We start from the raw sequence: 18,696 nt of genomic DNA, 5'->3' as shown, positions 1-18,696 counted from the left end.
AGCAGCCTTCCTGGTGTAATCCGGCGATGCCGGAAGCATTGGGGAGGTGCTTTGCCGTTTGAAAGTCTCGGTTTCAGGGGAACGCAGCGGGTGAAATCCGCCAGCATTTCACGATATTGCAGGAGATTTAGGCGGAGAGAGGGAAGAAGCTAAATAAAGCGTTACCCTCCACGATGATTATAGATTGTGATTTACTTGGAGGTTTAAGGAAAACAATTTGGCAAGGGAGGGTTTGGTGATGGTCACGAATAAGCGCCACACCAGCTTGCTGGCCCGGATCAGTCTGCCGGTCTTTGCGCTGGTCGTGACGGTCATCGCCCTGTTCGCCGCATCGGCAAGCTACATTCTCATCCGGGTGCAAAATGAACACACGCGTCAGATGGCGGAACAATCGATGAAGTTCGTACACCGCAATCTGGAATATCAGCTGGACACGATGAACAATATGGCCGCGTTTCTGCTGTCCAACCAATCGATCGAAAATTTGCTCGAGACGGAGCATTCAGCGCCCTATGAAGCGGTCAACGACTTCTTCACCCTGCAGACGAATTTGCAGAATCTGTCTCTCTTATCACTGCTGAATGATGCCAATTCAGGCAGTATCGTTCAACAGACATATGTCGTCGCCGTCGCGTTGGAGCCGGAGAGCGGCCTGTACACCCTCGCGACCGACCACTTCGCCCCGGTGACCGGCATTTACAAATCGACGGACCTGCAGAACGAGAGCTGGTATCGTGATCTGATCTCCGGAGGGCGTCGCAACGTCTGGTGGGGACAGAAGGCCGGACGCTCGGGGACAGCGATGATCTATTCGGCGACCAAGAAAATTAGCACCAAGGACGGCCGCGTGATCGGCACCGTCATGATCGGGGCGGATACCGGAAGCATCCGGAGCCTGTTCGAGAACGCTGCGCTGACATCAGGCTTTCACCTTTTGGTGGATGAAGAAGGACGCGTCATTTACAGCGAACGGTATGCATTTCTCGAACCGGCCGGCGGGCTTCCGTTCGTTCGATCGGCCAACTGCGATGGAAGCTCGGCCGACGCGAAAGTCGAAGGGACGGTGCACCGTGTCACGTGCGTAAAAATGGACAATGGCTGGAAGCTTTTGACCGCTGTTCCAAAGAGCCACTTCGGCAGATACACGTTTGCCATCTCGGCGATCGGCGCTTTGGCTGCGATCGCAGCCGTACTGATCGCGGGACTGTGGCTGCGGCGTATCGTCATACGGGTTACCGTTCCGATTACCCGGCTAGTTAACGCTGTTCAGCGTCCCGAAGTGCTTGCATTCCGTGAGCAGCTGCCCAAATTGAAGTCAGGCATCCACGAAGTCGAGACGCTGAACGAGAAATTCGCGTCCATGCTGGTTACGCTACACGGCCTGATTGAGAAGAGCTTTGAGGAGGAGATTGAGCGCCGCCAGCTTCAGTTGGAACTGCTGAATGCCCAGATCAACCCTCATTTTCTATATAATACCCTCGATCTGATCAATTGCCGTGCCATTTTGGCTGGAGACCGGGAGACGAGCTCGATCGTGCGTTCGCTTGCCAATGTGTTCCGATTCGGTTTGAACCGGGGCCGAACGTGGATCTCCTTGGACAATGAGATCAAGCAGGTAGAAGCCTATTTGCACATCCAGCAAATGATGCACGACGATCTGCTCGCCGAGTTTCATATCGCTTCCGATCTGCACGACATCGTCATTCCTCACTTTATTCTGCAGCCGCTTGCGGAGAATGCCATCGTTCACGGCTTTGCCGGGCGAACGGACGATTGCCGTATCGCGATTACCGCACAGGCGGAAGGGACTACGCTTATTCTGCGCGTCGAAGACAACGGAAAGGGCTGCAGCATAGAGGAGCGCAATCGTGTGCTGTGGGAGCAGGACTCGGGGGAACACGGATTAACGTCAAACTCATCTGCTGAGAACGGTTATGGAACGCTGAACGTGCATCGGCGGATACAACTGCAATGCGGGCCAGGCTTTGGGCTGCGATACGTGCCCGTGGACGAAGGAACATGCGTTGAAGTTGTACTCCCGCTGCGTTCCCATGTTCAAATCGACCCTGAGGAGGAATCGCCTGATGTATAAACTGCTGATTGCCGAGGACGTCAAACTCGTCCGGGAGACGCTGTCGCGCTCCATCGATTGGGAGCGGCTCGGCATTGAACTCGTCGGAGCCGCCAAGAACGGAGAGGAAGCGCTCGAATGGCTGAAGCGCGATCCTCCGGATCTGCTCCTTACCGATATCGGCATGCCGAAGGGGAATGGCCTGGAGCTGATTGAGGCGTTCCGGGCCAGCAAGCCGGACATGAGGTGCATCATCCTGTCGGGGCTGAACGAATTCGAGTACGCGCGGCAGGCGATCAAGCTGCAGGTGCAGGAATACATCATGAAGCCGATCGATCCGGAGGAGATCGAGCAAGTATTCACCAGAATCGTTGCAGAGCTGCACAAGGAACGGGAGGAACAGCGCGGTGTCGAGCTTATGGAACAAAGGCTTAGGGATCGCCTGCCTAATTTGGCCCAGACGCTGCCAATGGCTGAGTGGTCCGGCAGCCTCAAGAAGAATAAGCTCGTCGAACAAGCGATCCAGGCCATTCGTGAAAATTATTCGCGGAAGGATCTGTCGCTTCGGGACGTTGCAAGTGGGGTTGGCCTTAGCGAGAAGTATGTAAACGCGCTGGTCAAGGAAGTGACCGGCATGACGATCAACCATTGGATCGTCAAACTGCGTATGGAAGAGGCGGCCCGGCTGCTGAAAGACCCCGCGAATCGGATTTACGAGGTATGTGACCGGATCGGTTATGTCGACCAGGACCATTTTCGCGAAACGTTTAAGAAGCAGTTTGGACTGACCCCTACAGACTATCGAAACAACTACATATAAAGGAGCGATCAGGGAATGCAAATGGAGCAAACGGACCTGAAGGCTGCGGCGGACCGCGTCTACCGCTATCTGATGTTCAGCAGTCCGGAGAGCTGGGGCGGACACGAATGGGCTGAATGGGCGATGGAACGGAACCGCTGGGATTGGAATCCGGGGGTCGGTTTAATCGCGGCAGCCGATTATGGAGCCTTCTGCGGAGCGGAAGGGATGATACAGGCAGTGGAGGTCTGGACGGAGCAAAACATTGGCGGGTCCGAGAAGATAAAGGTCATTAACTCACTCGCACCCTACGCGATATTCCCCTTTCTCTACCGGCAGACCGGTAACCGCTTCTACAAGGACAAGGCAGAGGAGATGGCGCTTTGGTTAGTCAAGGAGGCGCCCCGGACAAGGAATGGTGCGTTTGAGCATACCGTCACCGAGAGCGCCTCGTTTAGCGAGCAGGTATGGGCGGACACCGTCTTCATGGCCATCCTCTTCTTGGCCCGGACGGCCCGGTTAACAGGGAGTAAAGTGCTTGCGGAAGAAGCGATGAACCAGACGCTGCTGCACCTTCAGACGCTGCAGGACGAGGAGACGGGGATGCTATTCCACGGTTGGAACGGCGAGACGGGGGATTGGATGTCGGCCGCACGGTGGAATCGGGCTAACGCCTGGATCGCCGTTGGCGTGCCCATGATTGCAGAAGAGGCGGGCGAACTGTGCGGCGACATGAAGCTGATCGGCGAGCTCCGCGAACGCTATTCGCGATTAGCCGAGGCGCTCGTCCGCTGTCAAAATGAGAGCGGCTTGTGGCCGACGGTCTTGGACCGCCCCCACTTTTATGAGGAGACGTCGGGTTCCGCCGGCATCGCCTGCGGATTGTACAAAGCGGCACGCGCCGGATGGATTCCTGCGGAATTGGCATTTGCCAGCGCTGATCGCGCAGTCGCCGCCGTTCTCACGCAAGTTCGTGAGGACGGCGCTGTCCTTGGCGTCTCGGGAGGTACGCCAGTGCTGGGTAGCGTCGAGGCTTACGATCATGTCCCGACTTTTCCAACGCTTTACGGCCAGGGGCTCGTTCTGCTGCTGTTTGTGGAGAAGCTGCGGATGATCGCTTCAGCATGACGATGTCGCATGATGGATACATTAATGACGCGAATAGGGGCATCTGGTTGACCTGCAGACCATGCCCAAGAAGACGAGGCTTGTTGAAACAGACCAGCTTACTGACATAGGGTTTACCATTGTAATACAGAAAGGAGAATTGAATATGGCACGCGTTCTATTTATTAATGCCGGATCGGAGGGGCATATCAATCCGACGATTGGCGTTATTCAGGAGCTGACCTCGCGCGGGGAAGAGGTTGTCTACTTTTGCATCGAAGCTTTTCGGGAAAGGTTGGAGAAGGCAGGAGCGATCGTACGGACAATTGACGACCAGAAATTTATCAAAGCCTTTATCTCCGGCGGAAGAAACTATTTGCTGGAAAGGGTCAACGGTCTCTTGCTGACGGCTGATGTCGTGATTCCCAGCGTTCTTAAACAGATCCAGGGAGAGCATTTTGACTATATCATCCATGACTCCATGTTCGGCTGCGGACGTTTGCTGGCGGAGATCCTTAAACTTCCCGCCATCAGCTCTTGCAGTACTTTTGCAGAGTCCAAACCATCTTTCGACCATATGATGGAACAGTTTTTCAACGATGTCCCTGAAGAGATCACTAAACCGATCAACGATAAGTATCAAAACCTGACGGCCATGATCCAGCAAAAATACGGCGTCGAGATCCATTCTCCTTACGAGGCGTTCTGTAACCCTGCATCACTTACGATTGTCTATACAGCAAGGGAGTTCCAACCGGGAGGGGATACATTCGATCCGTCGTATAAATTTGTGGGTCCATCCATCACTTCGCGGTCCATGGAAGATGACTTTGACCTTTCCGAAATCCAGGGGAAAAGCCCGATCTACATTTCACTCGGCACCGTCATGAATCAGGCGCTGGAATTCTATAAGCTTTGTTTTGAGGCATTTGGAAATTCCGATCATACGATTGTTATGTCGATCGGGAGTAAAACCCCGATATCCGATTTGGGAGACATCCCGGATCATTTCATCGTCAAAAGTTATGTTCCGCAAACGGAAGTGCTGCAGCACGCCCAGCTATTTATTACACACGGCGGGATGAACAGTGCCCATGAAGGTCTTTACTTCGGGGTACCGCTCATTGTCCTCCCGCTCAGTGCGGATCAGCCTGTAATCGCGGGACAAGTCGCCCGGACCGGTGCGGGTATGACCTTAGACATGCAGAGCTTGACTGCCCATCAGCTGCGGGAAGCGGCAGACTTGGTATTAAGCCGCGGTTCTTTCAAGGAAGCCGCCGCAAGGATGGGCGAATCCTTTCGCAAATCAGGTGGTTACCGGCAAGCGGTCGATCATATTTTCGAATTTAGAGATCGGCATTCGGACTAAGGCGAAAGATCTCCGTTTATCCGCTGCGGATGGAGTGGCAAAATGAGATCGTACAGCAAAAGGTCCCGGAATTATTCCGGGACCTTTGTTGTTTCCGTAGTCAAACTTCTCTTGAGCCGGACCAAAGCATCGACGTTCCGCGTCGTAATGGAGGCGACTCCCATACTTGCGAACCGTTCCATCCATGTCTCCTCATTGACGGTCCACACGAAAACCGGAAGCGAGCGGGCTGCAGCCTGTTCCAACAGTTCCTCCCTGACCAGCTGGTACGGAACATTGAGGCCGATGCAAGCTGCGGCAGCTGCATCCTCACAGGTACGACGGACTGCATCCGTATACTCTTGGGTTAGAAAAAGCTCCGTGTCGACATTGAGCAGCTTTCTAAGCTCCGGATGCGTTTGCTGTACAAGCATGGCCCGGTCGGGTCCGCAGCCTGTCAGCAAGACTTGGTCCGCCATCTTGTAGTGATGAATGAGCGCCGCAGCCGCTTCGACGCTGTCATCGGTTTTGAGATCCAGATTCGCGGTGATACCGGCAGCCTGAACCCTGGCCAGCATCTCATCCAGCCTTGCGATCGTCATCGTCCCGGATTTGCCGGCGTAGTCTACGCTGAGAACCAGCTCCTGTAGTTCTGCCATACTCATTTCCGAAATATGAATGAGCCTGCCGTCCTCCGTCCGCCATTCATCGTCATGGGCAAGCACGGCGATCCCGTCCCTGGTGACCCGGACGTCTTCTTCAATAATGTCGGCACCAAGCCGGATGCCGGTCTCGATCGAGGATAGCGTATTATCGAGCGTATCCATACAGCCGCTGTGTGCCGTGATCAGTGGAAATGGTGTAGTCATTGAGGGTTATCACACCTCCCGGTTCATCAAAATAAATGGGGTTGGTAAAGGCAATCATCGTGCGGATCCCGCGGATTGTTCCCCACAGCTCCGCACGCACCCACCGCAATCCTTCGCGTGAAAGCGTCACATTGCAGCCCTTGCTATCTGCAGCATAGGGGAGTTCCGATACCATACCAAGATTGCTGTGAAAGCGCAAGGTATAGATTTGTTCCGGCAGCTCCCAATGCTCTTTCCGTGCCTCGAAATCGGCAGCTGCCTGCAGTTCGATCGTGTGATCCGGTGAAGGTCCCTCTGGGACGGCATCCCCTATGCCGTAAAGTTGGCCGCCGAAATGGACGCCAAGATCGAGCCGCGGACCAAGGGTGACGGAGGCCCTTCCAGCGGAAAGGGCGGCGACCGCCTTGTCGGTGATCGAGCCTCCATGCTCTTCCATAAGCAGATACGTGACGGACAGCGGTTCATCGGTCTGTTCCTGGCGGTGCCAATCCCGGCCGGAAGTCGCCGCGATCCGGAAACCTTCGTTCAGCTTGTCGGTCCAGAGGCGAAATGCGCGGGCATTGTTATTTTTCAGCGGGGCAAAGGTCGTGGACCACACTTCGATATAATCAAGCTCATTCCAGTCGCGGAGCTCGAATTCCCAATAGCAGCCAGTGCACATGGGACTGCCGGGACGAAAAGGGTGGGCCATGCCGGCGATACCGCCGTGCTCGTGAACTCGGGCGAGTCCAGCGTGAATGTCACCAGGACCTACCGGACGCCAATCGATATAGTCCTTCACGCCAAGCGTCACCATATGACCGAAGAAGGTGGTCCATTCCATGCCTTGAATGATGTTCATGCCCGTCTGCTGCTCAACCGCCTCTTTATTCCATAAGCCGGACATCGTGTTGTGGTCTGTCAGGGCGATGCAGTCAAATCCAAGCGCTTTTGCGCCGGCAGCCAATTCTTCCAGGCTCTGACCTCCATCACTGTGAAAAGTATGGGTATGAAGCTCACAAGCCATCCAGTTCATCCATGGTCCTCCTCATGCCAGATTTGCAGCGAGTAGCGGCAGTCGTCCGTCACGATGGCATGCAGGCTCAGTGTAACCGTCCACATGCCTGCTTGCAGTGCCCCTTTGCTCAGACCGGGAGACGATTCAAGCCCGGAAATAAACAGATGCTGCTCCGGATCATGGCGGTGGGCAGCCCCGCGGTGACCGGACGGATCGTCAACGGACAGCGTGATCAAATTTTTGAGCGGAAGGTAGGACTGCCATTTGGACTTGGCCTGTTCCCGGAGTTCATCCTCGATATATCGGTCAAGGCCTTGCTCAATCAGCGTTCTAGCCCTGGCATGATCCTCGAGATTTTTCGGACTATAGGAAAAGTCGATTTTCATCCGTCCTCCGGATTTGGCCAGAAAAAAACGGTAAGCGATATGCGTCTTGGAGCACTCCGGCGTTACAGCTCCCTGAACGTTGACGAGTAAAGTATTCATGATGAACGCACGCTTTCTTCTTTGATCATGGAACGGATATAGAAATATCCGACAAAAGAGCAAAGCAGGAAGGTAAAGAATGCTGTGGCCGCCGCCAGCTGGCGGTCCTGAAACACACTGAAAATTTGCTCCATGGACACGCCCAGCATTTGCGGCGCATTGGGTCCAATCAGAAAGGGAGCGGTGAAGGAACCGATCACGCCCATAAATACAAAGGTAAGGGCGACGAGCAGCGTCTTGAACGTCAGCGGCAGAATGAGCCGGAAAAAGATTCTCATCCGTCCGGCCCCCACATCCTTTGCGCTTTCAATGACTGCATCGGGTACGCCGGACAAAGCCGAGCCCAGCAGCATCGTCGTAAACGGAATATTAAACCAAAGATTCGCGAGAATGATGCCCTTCATGTCAAATATAATCCTTGGAAAGCTGTCCGTACCCAGATGGTACAGGATCCTTGCCATCCAGCCATGGTTGCCGAGAAGCTGAATCAGGCCGTACGTCGCAATGACCGATGGGATAAAGATCGGTATCATGTAGGTGCGCCGGATCCATCGTACCGCAAAGCCGTTATTGAACCGCATATACACAGCCAGCGAATAGCTGATTAGCAAAACCAGGATGGAGGAAACAATGGTAATTTCCAAGGTGAAAATAATGTTGGAGCGCATCAATTTGTCCGTGAACAAATAGGTGTAATTGGATAAATCATACCCGCCGTTATCATTCTTCAAGCTTTCGCGGAGTGAACTAATGATCGGGATGACGACAATCAGCACCAGCACGAGAAAGGAGGGAAGGACCATGGAAATGCCCAGGATCCCTCTTTTGAATGATTTACTCATTGTGCAGCCACTTCGCTTTGCCAGCGTTTGTTAATGTCTTTGTCTAGATCGCCGATGTTGAACGAACGGAATCCTTCGGAAGCGCCTTTAAAGGAATCCTGAACCTCCTGAGACATGTTCGTCAGCTTGATGCCCGGGAAGCCGTGCATTTTATCGACGACGACATTCTGGGCTTCAGGCGACAGCACAAAATCAAGGAATTTGTACACAGCGTCTTTCTTCTCGGACAACTTTGGTACCATCAAGTAAGTTGGTCCGCCGTTAAATCCAGGCGTGATTTGCGTAATTTTTGTCGTTTCCGGGAGCTGTCCTTTGTCCAGTTGATCCAGCACCATGTCGGACCAGGCCGGAATCATATCGACTTCTCCGCTCGTCAGCAGATCAAGTGTACCTTGGTTTTTCTTCGGATAGATGCCCTTGCCGTACATGTATTTGCCCAGATCCTTCAAGAGGGAGAACCCTTGATCCCATTGGTTTTCGATGCTGGGATCCGTGTTGTGAATCGCGTCTTCGGGCAAAAATTTGTAGATGCTGGTCGTGACGAAGGAGCTTCCTGCACCACCGGTCGACGGATCGTTGTAAGCAAAACGCTCCGGATGGCTGCGGATCCATTCATACACGTCGTCCAGCGTTTTCGGCACATCCTTGACGGTTTCGCTGTTATAGGCAAGGACAACCGCCGAGGAGCGATAAGGGATCGCGAGGTTAGACACATCGTTCAGTGTGTTTTGGTCCACGTTGTTCAAATTGGGAATATGGTCCGTGCTTAAATTGTCCCATAAATCGTCCTTTTGCCCCTTGGTCACCACCCCCAGGCCATCTTCAAAGAGGTCAATATCACCCGAGCCTTTGCCGGATTGCTTCGCGGCAAGAATGCGGTCATAGGTCGGCTGCGCTCCGGTGCCCGACGGCACGTACACGGCTTTAACCTTGATGTCGGGATTCTTTTCTTCGAACATCGGAATCAAATTTTTCCACAAATCGTCCACGTTCTGTGATCCGGAATAATAAAACGAAAATTCGACCTGTTTGCTTGACGTACCCGTACCTTCAGCAGCCGAACTCGCGCCACTGTCCTTACTGTTGCCGCAGCCGGACAGCAGGGAAGCCGCAAGGACAAAGGAAGTAACAAATGCAAATGCCGATTTCTTATTCAACATGGAAGTAAACCCTCCTATAGGTTTGTAAAGTTGGTTGATTCCAATTACGCCTTACGGATATGCGATAACCTTCGCAAACTGAACGGAAACGGACTGCCCGTTAGACAGTTCATTGATTTGATCGCGTGCCTGGAAGGCGCGGATGGTGCCATAACCTTGTACATCGACGGAAACTTCGGCATAATGCCCGAGGATCATGATTTGCTTGACTGTGCCCGGCAGACCGCTGCCGCCGGCCTGATCCAGAATAATATCTTCCGGCCGTACGGCAACCGTGACATTGCCCGTGAGACGGGAGGGGTTCGGGAAGCGGATAGAACCAACCGTAATTTGATCTGCGTCAATCACCCCCTTTACGAAGTTCATTTTCCCGATGAACTGAGCCACATACAGCGACTTCGGCGCATCGTAGATCTCCTGGGGGGAGGCGATTTGTTCAATGTTGCCGTGATTCATAACGACAATCCGGTCCGAAATCGATAATGCCTCTTCCTGATCGTGGGTGACAAAAACCATGGTCAGGCCGGTATTGGCCTGGATTTCCCGCAGTTCCTCGCGCATCTCGTGCCGGAGCTTCGCATCCAGTGCCGAGAAAGGCTCATCGAGCAGCAGGACGGCGGGATTCAGCAGGAGCGACCTGGCAACGGCAATCCGCTGCTGCTGGCCTCCGGACAATTGAGCAGGGAATTTACTGCCGGCTCCCGAAAGACGAACCAGTTCCAGCACGTCCTGAATCGCTTTTTCCCTGTCCTTCTTTTTGATTTTTCGGATTTTCAGGCCAAACGCGAGGTTATCATGGACCGACATATGCGGCCACAAATTGTAGCCTTGAAATACCATGGAGGTTGGCCGTTTCTCCGGTGGAACCTTGACCACGCTCTTTCCTTCGATCAAGATGTCTCCCGAGTCCGGTTCCAGAAAACCGCCGATGCTGCGCAGCACCGTGGTCTTTCCGCATCCGGAAGGCCCGAGCAGGGTGATCAACTCTCCTTTTTGCACGTCCAGCGAGATATCCGATACGCCATCGCCGGTTTTATAGCGTTTGGACAGGTTTTGAATCGATAACTGAATGTTCATAGGGACCTCCTTAATACATCTATCGCTATCTATTTATTTGATCTGGAAACCGCTAGCCAGCACGTCCGCGCTGACGAAACGCTGGGCAGCCACCAGCAGGATTATGGATGGCGCCGTTAAAATGATGGAGAACACCGCGCCGGCATACGCCGGATAATCGCTGATAATCGAATACATGACGATCGGCATCGTTTTGAAATCGGGAATACCGACCAGGAAGGTGCCCTGTGCTTCATCGAGTGAATTCAAAAAGGTGAAGATCGAAGCCACCAGAATCCCGGGCAGGGCCATCGGCAGCGTAATACTGCGGAACACGCGGAACGGGCTGGCGCCGACGTCTCTCGCAGATTCTTCCTGCGCCGTATGAACGTTCCGGAACGCGGAAGTCGGGATCCAGGTCATGAACATCAGCACATTAATAATGTGGATCAGGATGACCCCCGCCAGCGTGTTCATCAGACCAAACTTATAGAACAGCACGGCGATCGACACGTACAGGCCCATTTTGGGGAAAGCATGGGTGAGGAGGAAGGAGAACAGGAAAAACCGGCTTAACGGAAAACGGATCCGGGCAAATGCGTACGCCGCCGGGATGCAGAGCACGATCGATATGCCCGTCACCAGCGCTGCGATCACAAAGGAAAGCCCGATGGATTTGGCGATGTCCTGCTGCTGAAAGACGAAGGTCCACCATTTCAGCGACCAAACGGAGGGAAGCAGATCGGGATAATTCCATTTGCCTGTGAAGGCCAGAATCGCCAAATTGAGCAGCGGCCCCATAAAAAAGATGACAAACACGACAAGTGCAACAAATTCAAAGATTTTCTTTGGTCCGATGGCTCTGAAATACCAGCGCATGGATCAATCTCCTTTCGTTTTTACTTATAGGATTTAAGTAGATTGACGAATAATCAGTTCGGGCACCAGCTCAATATCCAGCTCGTTAACCGGCTGCTGGTCAATCAGCTTGTCCAGGAGGGTGCAGGCGGTTCTGCCCATCGCTTCCGTGTCCACCTTGATGGTCGTTAGGGAAGGGGTATAAATGGAGGCGACGTCGATGCCATCAAAACCGATGACAGCCACTTGGTCCGGAATGCGGACCGATTGCTCGATCAGAAATTTCATCGCACCGAGCGCAATCATGTCATTCGTCGCAAAGAGTGCCGTATAGCCTCCCGACTTGAAATCAGGCCAATGCTGCTGCATCATTTCGTATCCTTGCTCAAAGGTGGATGCCTGCGGGTAGGCGAGCGATGACGGATCAAGGGGAGATCCGATACCATTCAAATAATCGCGAAAGCCGTGCAGCCTTAAATAATGGCTCCGGTGGGTCTGCGGTCCGGCCAACACGAAGATTCGCCTGTGCCCTAGACCGGTCAAATATTCGGCTGCCATCATGCCTCCGTCCTGATCCCGGTTAACGACATGTACCACATTGTCGACATCGGTAGATCCGTTCACCATGACGTAAGGAATGCCGAAGTTGTGGATATAATCGATCACATTTTGCTGCAGCCGGCTGATCAGAATGAGTCCGTCCACGCGTTTCTCCAGCATAAAATCGGCGGATCGAAGCGACATCTCATGATCTGTCGTCACAAAGACGGAATAGTTCATGCGGGCTGCGGTCGCCAGAATGGCATCCACAATTTTGCCGTAAAACGGGTGGGAGGCAATCGGGTATTCCCTGCGGTAAATCAGGACTCCGATGTTGTGCGTCCGTTGGGATACCATGGCCCTGGCTACAGCGTTCGGCTTATATTGCAGTTCTTCAATGACTTTAAGCACCGCGTCCCTTGTTTCCGGGTGGATATACCCTTTTCCCGAAATGACTCTGGATACGGTTGACTTGGACACCCCGGCTAACTGGGCAATTTCCCGGATCGTATGACTCATGTCTAACCCCGCTTTCTGAATGTGAGACCGTTCCCACATCCCAAGATTAACTCGTGAATGTAAGCCGCGTATGAAACGAATTGGCGATCATTATAAAAGCCAATCTCGATGAAAGCCTTTTAATAATCCATATTTAGGGAAAATGACATTAGAACCGCTTCGTTAAGCTTTACATCCGGAAGGAGCAGCATCGTGTCCGGAACGCTTCAAGGCCCAATACATGAATGCTTAAGCTCATTTCGGTTCGATCCAGAACGAGAGGAGTTGGCTAAACGTGGATTTTGTAAAATGTCGGATTGTAAAACATTCGTAAAATGGATTTCTGCTGTCGTGGAACCCATTCGATCGAACCAAAACGTCGAAATCGGACCATTCAAAGAGAAGCCAGGGGCTTCCCTTCTATGAATTTTTGACCAAGTTCGCATTTGAGATGGTGAAATGAAGGTGATATGAAGGGGAGTCTACTTTGAAAATAAGCATGCCCGGGCAAGATGGAGAATGAAGGAACGATAGCAGTGGAAGGGTGATGAAGACGGGTTGTATAATGCTGCGAAAAGAGAGAGGGAAAGCATCTAAATCTATCGGATCTCATTGCGGTAGGAGGCGGCTTGATGGTTTGTTACCAGGTGCAGTCCTCTGCCGACTGTAGGGAGTCTTGAAGAAAGTGCTTTGCTTCGTCCAATTTTTTCTGTAATTGTTCAATTTCTTTCATTTTCTCTTCGATGATTTTCAACTGTTGTTCTCGCGCAAGTTCTTTTCGGGAAAGGATATCCTTAATCTCATGAATCGAAAAGCCGGCTGAGAGTAACGATTTTAAACTTATCATGAATGGGATTATTTTTTCGTCATAGGCCCGGTAATTGTTTTCATCTCTTACCATGTAGGTCTCCGGGATAATCCCCTTTTTTTCATAGTATCGGAGGGTTGAAATCGGCAAATCCACCATTTGGGAAACGTCGCTAATCTTCATCGAAATCATGCCAGATCCTTTCTTGCTATGAACTATAGTTCATAGTTTATGCTTTCCTCATGATAACTTAATGAATTTCAAAGGGTCAAATGAGTTATCAGAATACACATTAAAAAAGAGGAGAGATATCCATATGACCACTACGATGAAAAACAATGATTTTACCCATATCACGAAAGGGAGACGTTCGATTCGTGCCTATGACCCCGCTTTTAAAATATCCAGAGAAGAACTTAAAGAGATCATTGAAGAAGCTGCCACAGCCCCATCTTCAGCAAATTTGCAGCCTTGGCGCATCGTTGTCGTTGAAAGCGAAGAAGGGAAAAATACGTTGCGGCCTTTGATCCGCTTCAATACCCAGCAAAATGACACATCTTCTGCCATGCTGCTGATCTTTGGTGACATGAAATCTTATGAGTATGCGGAAGAGATTTTCAATACGGCGGTGGAACAGGGGAAAATGCCGCCGGAAGTCCGGGACCGGCAATTGGAAAGCATTCTTACGATCTATCCTACGCTCCCTAAAGAAGTTGTAAATGACATTGTAAAAGTGGATAGTGGATTGCTGGCCATGCAGCTCATGCTCACCGCCAGAGCTCATGGTTATGATACCAATCCCATCGGTGGATTTGAGACGGATCAAATCGCAGCTGCTTTCGGATTAGATCCGGAGAGATATACTCCGGTACTCATTCTTGCCATCGGTAAAGCGGAAGAAGAAGGGTATGAGTCCGTTCGTTTGAGCGCTGATAAGATCACCTTTTGGAAATAAGTGGTTTATGATTTGCCGTAAAATGAACAAAGGCCTGGGTTACGAATCCAGGTCTTTGTTTGTTAATATGTATGAGAACAGATGGAAATCTGACCCAGAGAACATGGATGGAGGTGAATTTCATGATGATTCGGGAGCAGTGCACCTGCCCGCTGGAAGTCGTTCATGACATCATCAAAGGGAAATGGAAAACGATGATCATTTATCAATTGAAAGACGGAAATACGTCCCTGGCCCAACTGGAACGGGATATTGACCAGATTACCCAAAAGATGCTGCTGCAGCATCTTAAAGAACTAATTTCCAGCGGGATCGTGGATAAAATCAAAACGGAAGGGTACCCGCTGCATGTGGAATATTTTCTGACGGAGCGGGGAAGAAGGCTGTTGGATGCGGTACTCATTATGCAGGAGATCGGAATTGATTATATGGTGGAACGGGGACAGACGGAGCTTCTGGACCGCAAAGGCATCCCATACCCACAAAAAAGTGGGTAATTCACCATTCATGATACCGATATTATAATGCGGTAAGAAACTACTCTTACAAATTAAAGGAGACCATGACCCATGAATACCGCATTCATAATGGTAGACATTCAGAAGGATTATTTTAAAGGGGGCCGAAACGAGTTATTCCGTCCCGACAAGGCACTAACCCATGCGCAGGAAGCTTTAACTCTGTTCCGGGACAAGAAGTTACCGATCGTTCATATTCAGTGTATTCTTCTCGAGGACAACGCCACATTTTTTCTTCCCGGTACGGAAGGGATTCAACCGCATGAAGGCGTCTTGCCCGAGCCTGGCGAAAAAGTGATCATTAAGCATACGCCGGACAGCTTTTTCCAAACGGAATTACAGCAGCATCTTGAATCGCTGAATGTAACCCGGTTAGTCATTTGCGGCATGATGAGCCACATTTGTATTGATTCTACCGTAAGAACCGCAAACCGCCTGGGATATGAAGTTCTCGTACTTGATGATGCGTGCACAACCAGAGATTTACTCTGGGATGGTACCGTGATTCCTGCACAAACCGTTCATAATACGTTTATGGCATCCTTGGACGGCACTTTTGCACAAGTGATCCCAACCAGCAGTCTCAACGAGCGGATCTAAGCTTCATACATAGACTTTAATTAGTCGACACGCCGTATAATTAAGATTCAAAGGGTTACCCAAAATATTCTCTATTCACGTACCCATGGTCCAAATGCTTAAAAAAGCGCGGTCCATGGGTGTTTTTTTGTGCCCATTTTTCCCGGATGGTCCGTTGGTTTCTAAAAATTGTAAGAAAATCTATATATCATGTTTAATTTGCGAAGTGTTATGTAACCGCTGTCATTTTATAATTTTCACAGAAAGGAGGAAAGGAATAAGAGAAGGACTAGCCGTGTTGAGCACAGCAGAGCCAAGAGAATCCAATGGCAGACGGTTGTAAGGTGCAAAAAAAACATGAGGAGGCAGTTTATGTTGAAACGGAGTAAAAAATGGTTAACGGTCGTTCTTGCAGCTTCCATGAGTCTTGGGTTATTTGCAGCTACCTCAAATGCAGCCACGACGGACTATTGGCAAAATTGGACCGATGGCGGGGGGACGGTGAATGCCGTCAACGGTTCCGGCGGAAATTACAGCGTGACCTGGCAAAATTCCGGGAACTTTGTTGTCGGCAAGGGCTGGAATACCGGATCGCCTAACCGGACGATTAACTATAATGCTGGCGTCTGGGCGCCGTCCGGAAATGGATATTTGACGCTCTATGGATGGACGAGAAATTCCCTCATTGAATATTACGTCGTGGACAGCTGGGGAACTTACCGGCCTACCGGAACCTATAAAGGAACAGTGACGAGTGACGGGGGCACCTATGATATTTATACGACCATGCGGTACAACGCGCCATCCATTGACGGCACACAAACCTTCCAGCAGTTCTGGAGTGTCCGGCAGTCGAAAAGAGCGACCGGGGTCAATTCTTCCATCACGTTCAGCAATCACGTCAACGCATGGAAGAACGCAGGCATGAATTTAGGCAGCAGCTGGGCTTATCAGGTATTGGCAACGGAGGGATACCAGAGCAGCGGAAGCTCTAACGTAACCGTGTGGTAATCAGCATGAAGCTGCTTTTCATAAGTCATACACATTAATCAATCCAGATATGTTGAAGGCCGTTTGCCATCAGACGAACGGTCTTCGACGTTGACGGATACCGGCATCGGTCCGCCGCGGTCTATCTTTTTCCTATTCGTCCTAAAGGAGAAATCCCTATGAGAAAGCTATGGGTTTGTATTTTACTAGCAGCTATGTTTTTGGCCAGCGCTTGTTCACAAGAAGAAACGGGCAAGCAGGAAGATATGGTGTACGTTAAAGGCGGGACTTTTAAGAGCAATGGCTCCAACAATATTGAAACAAGCATGACCCTTTCAGACTTTTATATCGGCAAATACGAGGTTACACAAGCGGAGTGGGCCAACGTCATGGGCAGCAACCCCTCAGCATTCAAAGGCGATCAGCTGCCGGTAGAGATGGTAAGCTGGTATGACGCCATGGAGTATTGCAACAAAAGAAGTATCCAAGAGGGCTTAAAACCGTTTTACAACATAGACAAGGATCATAAAGATCCGAACAACATAAACGAAAACGATCAAATAAAATGGACCGTAACGGTCAATCAGGAAGCGAACGGTTACCGGCTGCCTACAGAAGCAGAGTGGGAATATGCCGCAAGCGGAGGTCTGGAGGGCAAAGGTTTCAAATACAGCGGAAGCAATAAAGCCGAGGATGTCGCATGGTATTGGAGAAACGCCGGGGATAAATATTTATCAGAAAATTGGAACTGGCCGGTCATCGAGAGCAACCACAACCGGACGAAACCGGTCGGCACCCGGAAATCCAACGAGCTGGGTCTTTACGATATGTCCGGCAATGTAAGGGAATGGTGCTGGGACTGGTATGGCGACGGCACGGTTCGTCAAGGCGGTTCCTTCCGGGTTGTGAAGGGGGGCGGCTGGATCGGGGATATCAGCAACACTGAGGTTTCATTTCGAGGCAAATTCGATCCCAACGGATTCGGCCCCGATCAGGGATTTCGTGTCGTCCGCGGGAAATAAAGAGGGGAAGCCCTCTTTTTTTGTTGAGGAGCCAACCGCCTGATTCTCCGAAGCATTCGTCATGGAATAGATCACTCGGACCTGGGCACGTGTCATGCGTCTCCCGCATATGATATGCATGTCATGGGATTCAAACGACAAACCAAAAAGAATTGAGGGAGATCCAACATGAACAACTCCATGCGTGCAGTGTGGCCCAGGGAGTTAAGTGACCCGAGCGGGACCCGCTTCGATTCCGACAAGGAAAAGAAAGACGCAGCCGTCTCTCGGGATCCGGACCGGGGATTGACGATGGTCATCGATAAAGGCCTCGGCAGAAATACGTTCGCAGATGTGATCGAAACCGCCTCACCTTACATCGACTGCATCAAATTTGGATTTGGGACGGCCCCGCTGTATAGGACGGATATGCTTCTGTATAAAATCGACCTTGCCAAACAGCACGGCATATCCGTAATGACAGGCGGCACTTTGCTGGAAATTGCCGTTCAGCAGGATATCGTGCCTGCATTCTTTGATACGGTGTGCGATCTTGGTTTTAATGCACTCGAAGTATCCGACGGTACGATCGAACTGTCCCGCCAAAAACGCACGGAGCTGATCCAGGAAGGAAAGAAGCGCGGACTTCGGGTCTTTTCCGAATTTGGAAAGAAGTTGTCCGGTTCCTTGATTGATGCCGCTATTCTTGCAGATACCGTGGAATTGGATCTGGCTGCAGGCGCCGAATATGTTACGGTCGAAGCCCGCGAGTCGGGGGTCAGTGTCGGCATTTTCGATAAACACGGGGAATGCAGGGAAGATGTGGTGGACGACATCCTCAAATTCGTTCCGGATCACCGGACACTGATTTGGGAGGCGCCCCTTAAAAACCAACAGGCCATGCTCCTGCGCAAATTCGGATCCAATGTTCACCTGGGAAATATCGCTCCGACCGAAGTCATGGCACTCGAGACACTCCGGCGCGGACTTCGCCAAGACACGTTTGAATTCGGCCTCAAGGAGAAAACGCCGGATGAATTTTGTTATATGATTTAACAATTACGGCGGCCGCGTAAATCGCGGCTTGTTTTTTTGTGATGACATCCCTAAATCCCATAAAGACCATAAAAAATAATGAACAATCTCGACAAATCCGTCCAGTATTAAACAAATCCCGTATATTTAACAATTGCAAGTTCGTTCATGGGAATTATA

The 18,696-nt window shown here is 51.2% G+C and carries 19 protein-coding genes; 10 read left to right on the top strand and 9 right to left on the bottom strand.

The features are described from left to right. Nucleotides 1-238 precede the first annotated feature (238 nt). The 4 genes from GCU45_RS02675 (at nt 239) to GCU45_RS02660 (ending at nt 5,346) form a co-directional block, all read left to right on the top strand. Nucleotides 239-2,092 (top strand): cache domain-containing sensor histidine kinase, encoded by a 1,854-nt coding sequence (locus GCU45_RS02675; protein ID WP_152397969.1) that lies wholly within the window; start codon nt 239-241, stop codon nt 2,090-2,092. Then, nucleotides 2,085-2,891, top strand: coding sequence for a response regulator transcription factor (locus tag GCU45_RS02670; protein ID WP_167527069.1), 807 nt, complete (start codon nt 2,085-2,087; stop codon nt 2,889-2,891). Before GCU45_RS02675 ends, GCU45_RS02670 begins: the two co-directional genes overlap by 8 nt. A 15-nt stretch (nt 2,892-2,906) precedes the next feature. Further along, nucleotides 2,907-3,998, top strand: a complete 1,092-nt coding sequence (locus GCU45_RS02665; RefSeq protein WP_152397968.1) for a glycoside hydrolase family 88/105 protein — start codon at nt 2,907-2,909, stop codon at nt 3,996-3,998. A gap of 145 nt (nt 3,999-4,143) precedes the next feature. Next, nucleotides 4,144-5,346 (top strand): macrolide family glycosyltransferase, encoded by a 1,203-nt coding sequence (locus GCU45_RS02660; RefSeq protein ID WP_152397967.1) that lies wholly within the window; start codon nt 4,144-4,146, stop codon nt 5,344-5,346. Nucleotides 5,347-5,417: 71 nt separating this feature from the next. Here GCU45_RS02660 and GCU45_RS02655 read toward each other — a convergent pair whose 3' ends face one another. The 9 genes from GCU45_RS02655 to GCU45_RS02615 form a co-directional block, all read right to left on the bottom strand. Beyond that, nucleotides 5,418-6,194, bottom strand: coding sequence for a glycerophosphodiester phosphodiesterase (locus GCU45_RS02655; protein WP_152397966.1), 777 nt, complete (start codon nt 6,192-6,194; stop codon nt 5,418-5,420). Next, a complete protein-coding gene (locus tag GCU45_RS02650) occupies nt 6,136-7,209 on the bottom strand; it encodes a CehA/McbA family metallohydrolase (RefSeq protein ID WP_152397965.1) in 1,074 nt (357 codons plus the stop codon). Before GCU45_RS02650 ends, GCU45_RS02655 begins: the two co-directional genes overlap by 59 nt. Then, on the bottom strand, nt 7,206-7,676 hold the full coding sequence (locus tag GCU45_RS02645) for a hypothetical protein (RefSeq protein ID WP_152397964.1): 471 nt from the start codon (nt 7,674-7,676) through the stop codon (nt 7,206-7,208). Before GCU45_RS02645 ends, GCU45_RS02650 begins: the two co-directional genes overlap by 4 nt. Beyond that, on the bottom strand, nt 7,673-8,518 hold the full coding sequence (locus GCU45_RS02640) for an ABC transporter permease (protein WP_076164456.1): 846 nt from the start codon (nt 8,516-8,518) through the stop codon (nt 7,673-7,675). Before GCU45_RS02640 ends, GCU45_RS02645 begins: the two co-directional genes overlap by 4 nt. Continuing rightward, nucleotides 8,515-9,678: an extracellular solute-binding protein gene (locus GCU45_RS02635; RefSeq protein WP_152397963.1), complete on the bottom strand. Its 1,164-nt coding sequence runs from the start codon at nt 9,676-9,678 to the stop codon at nt 8,515-8,517. The genes GCU45_RS02640 and GCU45_RS02635 overlap by 4 nt, the downstream gene beginning before the upstream one ends. A 51-nt stretch (nt 9,679-9,729) precedes the next feature. Beyond that, nucleotides 9,730-10,755, bottom strand: a complete 1,026-nt coding sequence (locus GCU45_RS02630) for an ABC transporter ATP-binding protein (protein WP_152397962.1) — start codon at nt 10,753-10,755, stop codon at nt 9,730-9,732. Between the two features lie 33 nt (nt 10,756-10,788). Continuing rightward, the gene (locus GCU45_RS02625; RefSeq protein ID WP_152397961.1) at nt 10,789-11,613 is read right to left on the bottom strand and encodes an ABC transporter permease; all 825 of its coding nucleotides are present in this window, start codon (nt 11,611-11,613) and stop codon (nt 10,789-10,791) included. A 33-nt stretch (nt 11,614-11,646) separates the two neighbouring features. Continuing rightward, nucleotides 11,647-12,651 carry a LacI family DNA-binding transcriptional regulator gene (locus GCU45_RS02620; protein WP_145132628.1) on the bottom strand — a complete coding sequence of 335 codons (1,005 nt, stop codon included), beginning with the start codon at nt 12,649-12,651 and terminating at the stop codon, nt 11,647-11,649. A gap of 619 nt (nt 12,652-13,270) precedes the next feature. Beyond that, a complete protein-coding gene (locus GCU45_RS02615) occupies nt 13,271-13,630 on the bottom strand; it encodes a helix-turn-helix domain-containing protein (RefSeq protein ID WP_152397960.1) in 360 nt (119 codons plus the stop codon). Nucleotides 13,631-13,754: 124 nt separating this feature from the next. Between GCU45_RS02615 and GCU45_RS02610 the strand changes: the two genes are divergently transcribed. From GCU45_RS02610 to GCU45_RS02585, 6 genes are all read left to right on the top strand, one after another. Next, on the top strand, nt 13,755-14,393 hold the full coding sequence (locus GCU45_RS02610) for a nitroreductase family protein (protein ID WP_152397959.1): 639 nt from the start codon (nt 13,755-13,757) through the stop codon (nt 14,391-14,393). Between the two features lie 122 nt (nt 14,394-14,515). After that, nucleotides 14,516-14,890, top strand: a complete 375-nt coding sequence (locus GCU45_RS02605; protein WP_076164472.1) for a winged helix-turn-helix transcriptional regulator — start codon at nt 14,516-14,518, stop codon at nt 14,888-14,890. A gap of 72 nt (nt 14,891-14,962) precedes the next feature. Then, entirely contained in the window at nt 14,963-15,511 is a 549-nt protein-coding gene (locus GCU45_RS02600) for a cysteine hydrolase family protein (RefSeq protein ID WP_152397958.1), read from the top strand. Nucleotides 15,512-15,862: 351 nt separating this feature from the next. Beyond that, on the top strand, nt 15,863-16,501 hold the full coding sequence (locus tag GCU45_RS02595; RefSeq protein WP_076164478.1) for a glycoside hydrolase family 11 protein: 639 nt from the start codon (nt 15,863-15,865) through the stop codon (nt 16,499-16,501). Between the two features lie 158 nt (nt 16,502-16,659). Further along, nucleotides 16,660-17,502: a formylglycine-generating enzyme family protein gene (locus GCU45_RS02590; protein ID WP_152397957.1), complete on the top strand. Its 843-nt coding sequence runs from the start codon at nt 16,660-16,662 to the stop codon at nt 17,500-17,502. 168 nt (nt 17,503-17,670) lie between these two features. Further along, complete coding sequence (locus tag GCU45_RS02585; RefSeq protein ID WP_152397956.1) at nt 17,671-18,537, top strand: phosphosulfolactate synthase; 867 nt, start codon at nt 17,671-17,673, stop codon at nt 18,535-18,537. The last annotated feature ends 159 nt before the right edge of the window (nt 18,538-18,696 follow it).

Source organism: Paenibacillus cellulositrophicus, from assembly GCF_009363095.1.
Taxonomy (GTDB): domain Bacteria; phylum Bacillota; class Bacilli; order Paenibacillales; family Paenibacillaceae; genus Paenibacillus_AQ; species Paenibacillus_AQ favisporus.
This window is presented reverse-complemented; position numbering and strand designations above follow the sequence as displayed.

Bases quoted from the DNA above. Each gene is read 5' to 3' on its own strand.
- GCU45_RS02610 (WP_152397959.1), top strand. From the start codon at position 13,755: ATGACCACTACGATGAAAAACAATGATTTTACCCATATCACGAAAGGG.
- GCU45_RS02590 (WP_152397957.1), top strand. From the start codon at position 16,660: ATGAGAAAGCTATGGGTTTGTATTTTACTAGCAGCTATGTTTTTGGCC.
- GCU45_RS02630 (WP_152397962.1), bottom strand. From the start codon at position 10,755: ATGAACATTCAGTTATCGATTCAAAACCTGTCCAAACGCTATAAAACC.
- GCU45_RS02645 (WP_152397964.1), bottom strand. From the start codon at position 7,676: ATGAATACTTTACTCGTCAACGTTCAGGGAGCTGTAACGCCGGAGTGC.
- GCU45_RS02615 (WP_152397960.1), bottom strand. From the start codon at position 13,630: ATGATTTCGATGAAGATTAGCGACGTTTCCCAAATGGTGGATTTGCCG.
- GCU45_RS02600 (WP_152397958.1), top strand. From the start codon at position 14,963: ATGAATACCGCATTCATAATGGTAGACATTCAGAAGGATTATTTTAAA.
- GCU45_RS02595 (WP_076164478.1), top strand. From the start codon at position 15,863: ATGTTGAAACGGAGTAAAAAATGGTTAACGGTCGTTCTTGCAGCTTCC.
- GCU45_RS02655 (WP_152397966.1), bottom strand. From the start codon at position 6,194: ATGACTACACCATTTCCACTGATCACGGCACACAGCGGCTGTATGGAT.
- GCU45_RS02585 (WP_152397956.1), top strand. From the start codon at position 17,671: ATGAACAACTCCATGCGTGCAGTGTGGCCCAGGGAGTTAAGTGACCCG.
- GCU45_RS02605 (WP_076164472.1), top strand. From the start codon at position 14,516: ATGATGATTCGGGAGCAGTGCACCTGCCCGCTGGAAGTCGTTCATGAC.
- GCU45_RS02675 (WP_152397969.1), top strand. From the start codon at position 239: ATGGTCACGAATAAGCGCCACACCAGCTTGCTGGCCCGGATCAGTCTG.
- GCU45_RS02625 (WP_152397961.1), bottom strand. From the start codon at position 11,613: ATGCGCTGGTATTTCAGAGCCATCGGACCAAAGAAAATCTTTGAATTT.
- GCU45_RS02620 (WP_145132628.1), bottom strand. From the start codon at position 12,651: ATGAGTCATACGATCCGGGAAATTGCCCAGTTAGCCGGGGTGTCCAAG.
- GCU45_RS02665 (WP_152397968.1), top strand. From the start codon at position 2,907: ATGCAAATGGAGCAAACGGACCTGAAGGCTGCGGCGGACCGCGTCTAC.
- GCU45_RS02650 (WP_152397965.1), bottom strand. From the start codon at position 7,209: ATGAACTGGATGGCTTGTGAGCTTCATACCCATACTTTTCACAGTGAT.
- GCU45_RS02660 (WP_152397967.1), top strand. From the start codon at position 4,144: ATGGCACGCGTTCTATTTATTAATGCCGGATCGGAGGGGCATATCAAT.
- GCU45_RS02640 (WP_076164456.1), bottom strand. From the start codon at position 8,518: ATGAGTAAATCATTCAAAAGAGGGATCCTGGGCATTTCCATGGTCCTT.
- GCU45_RS02670 (WP_167527069.1), top strand. From the start codon at position 2,085: ATGTATAAACTGCTGATTGCCGAGGACGTCAAACTCGTCCGGGAGACG.
- GCU45_RS02635 (WP_152397963.1), bottom strand. From the start codon at position 9,678: ATGTTGAATAAGAAATCGGCATTTGCATTTGTTACTTCCTTTGTCCTT.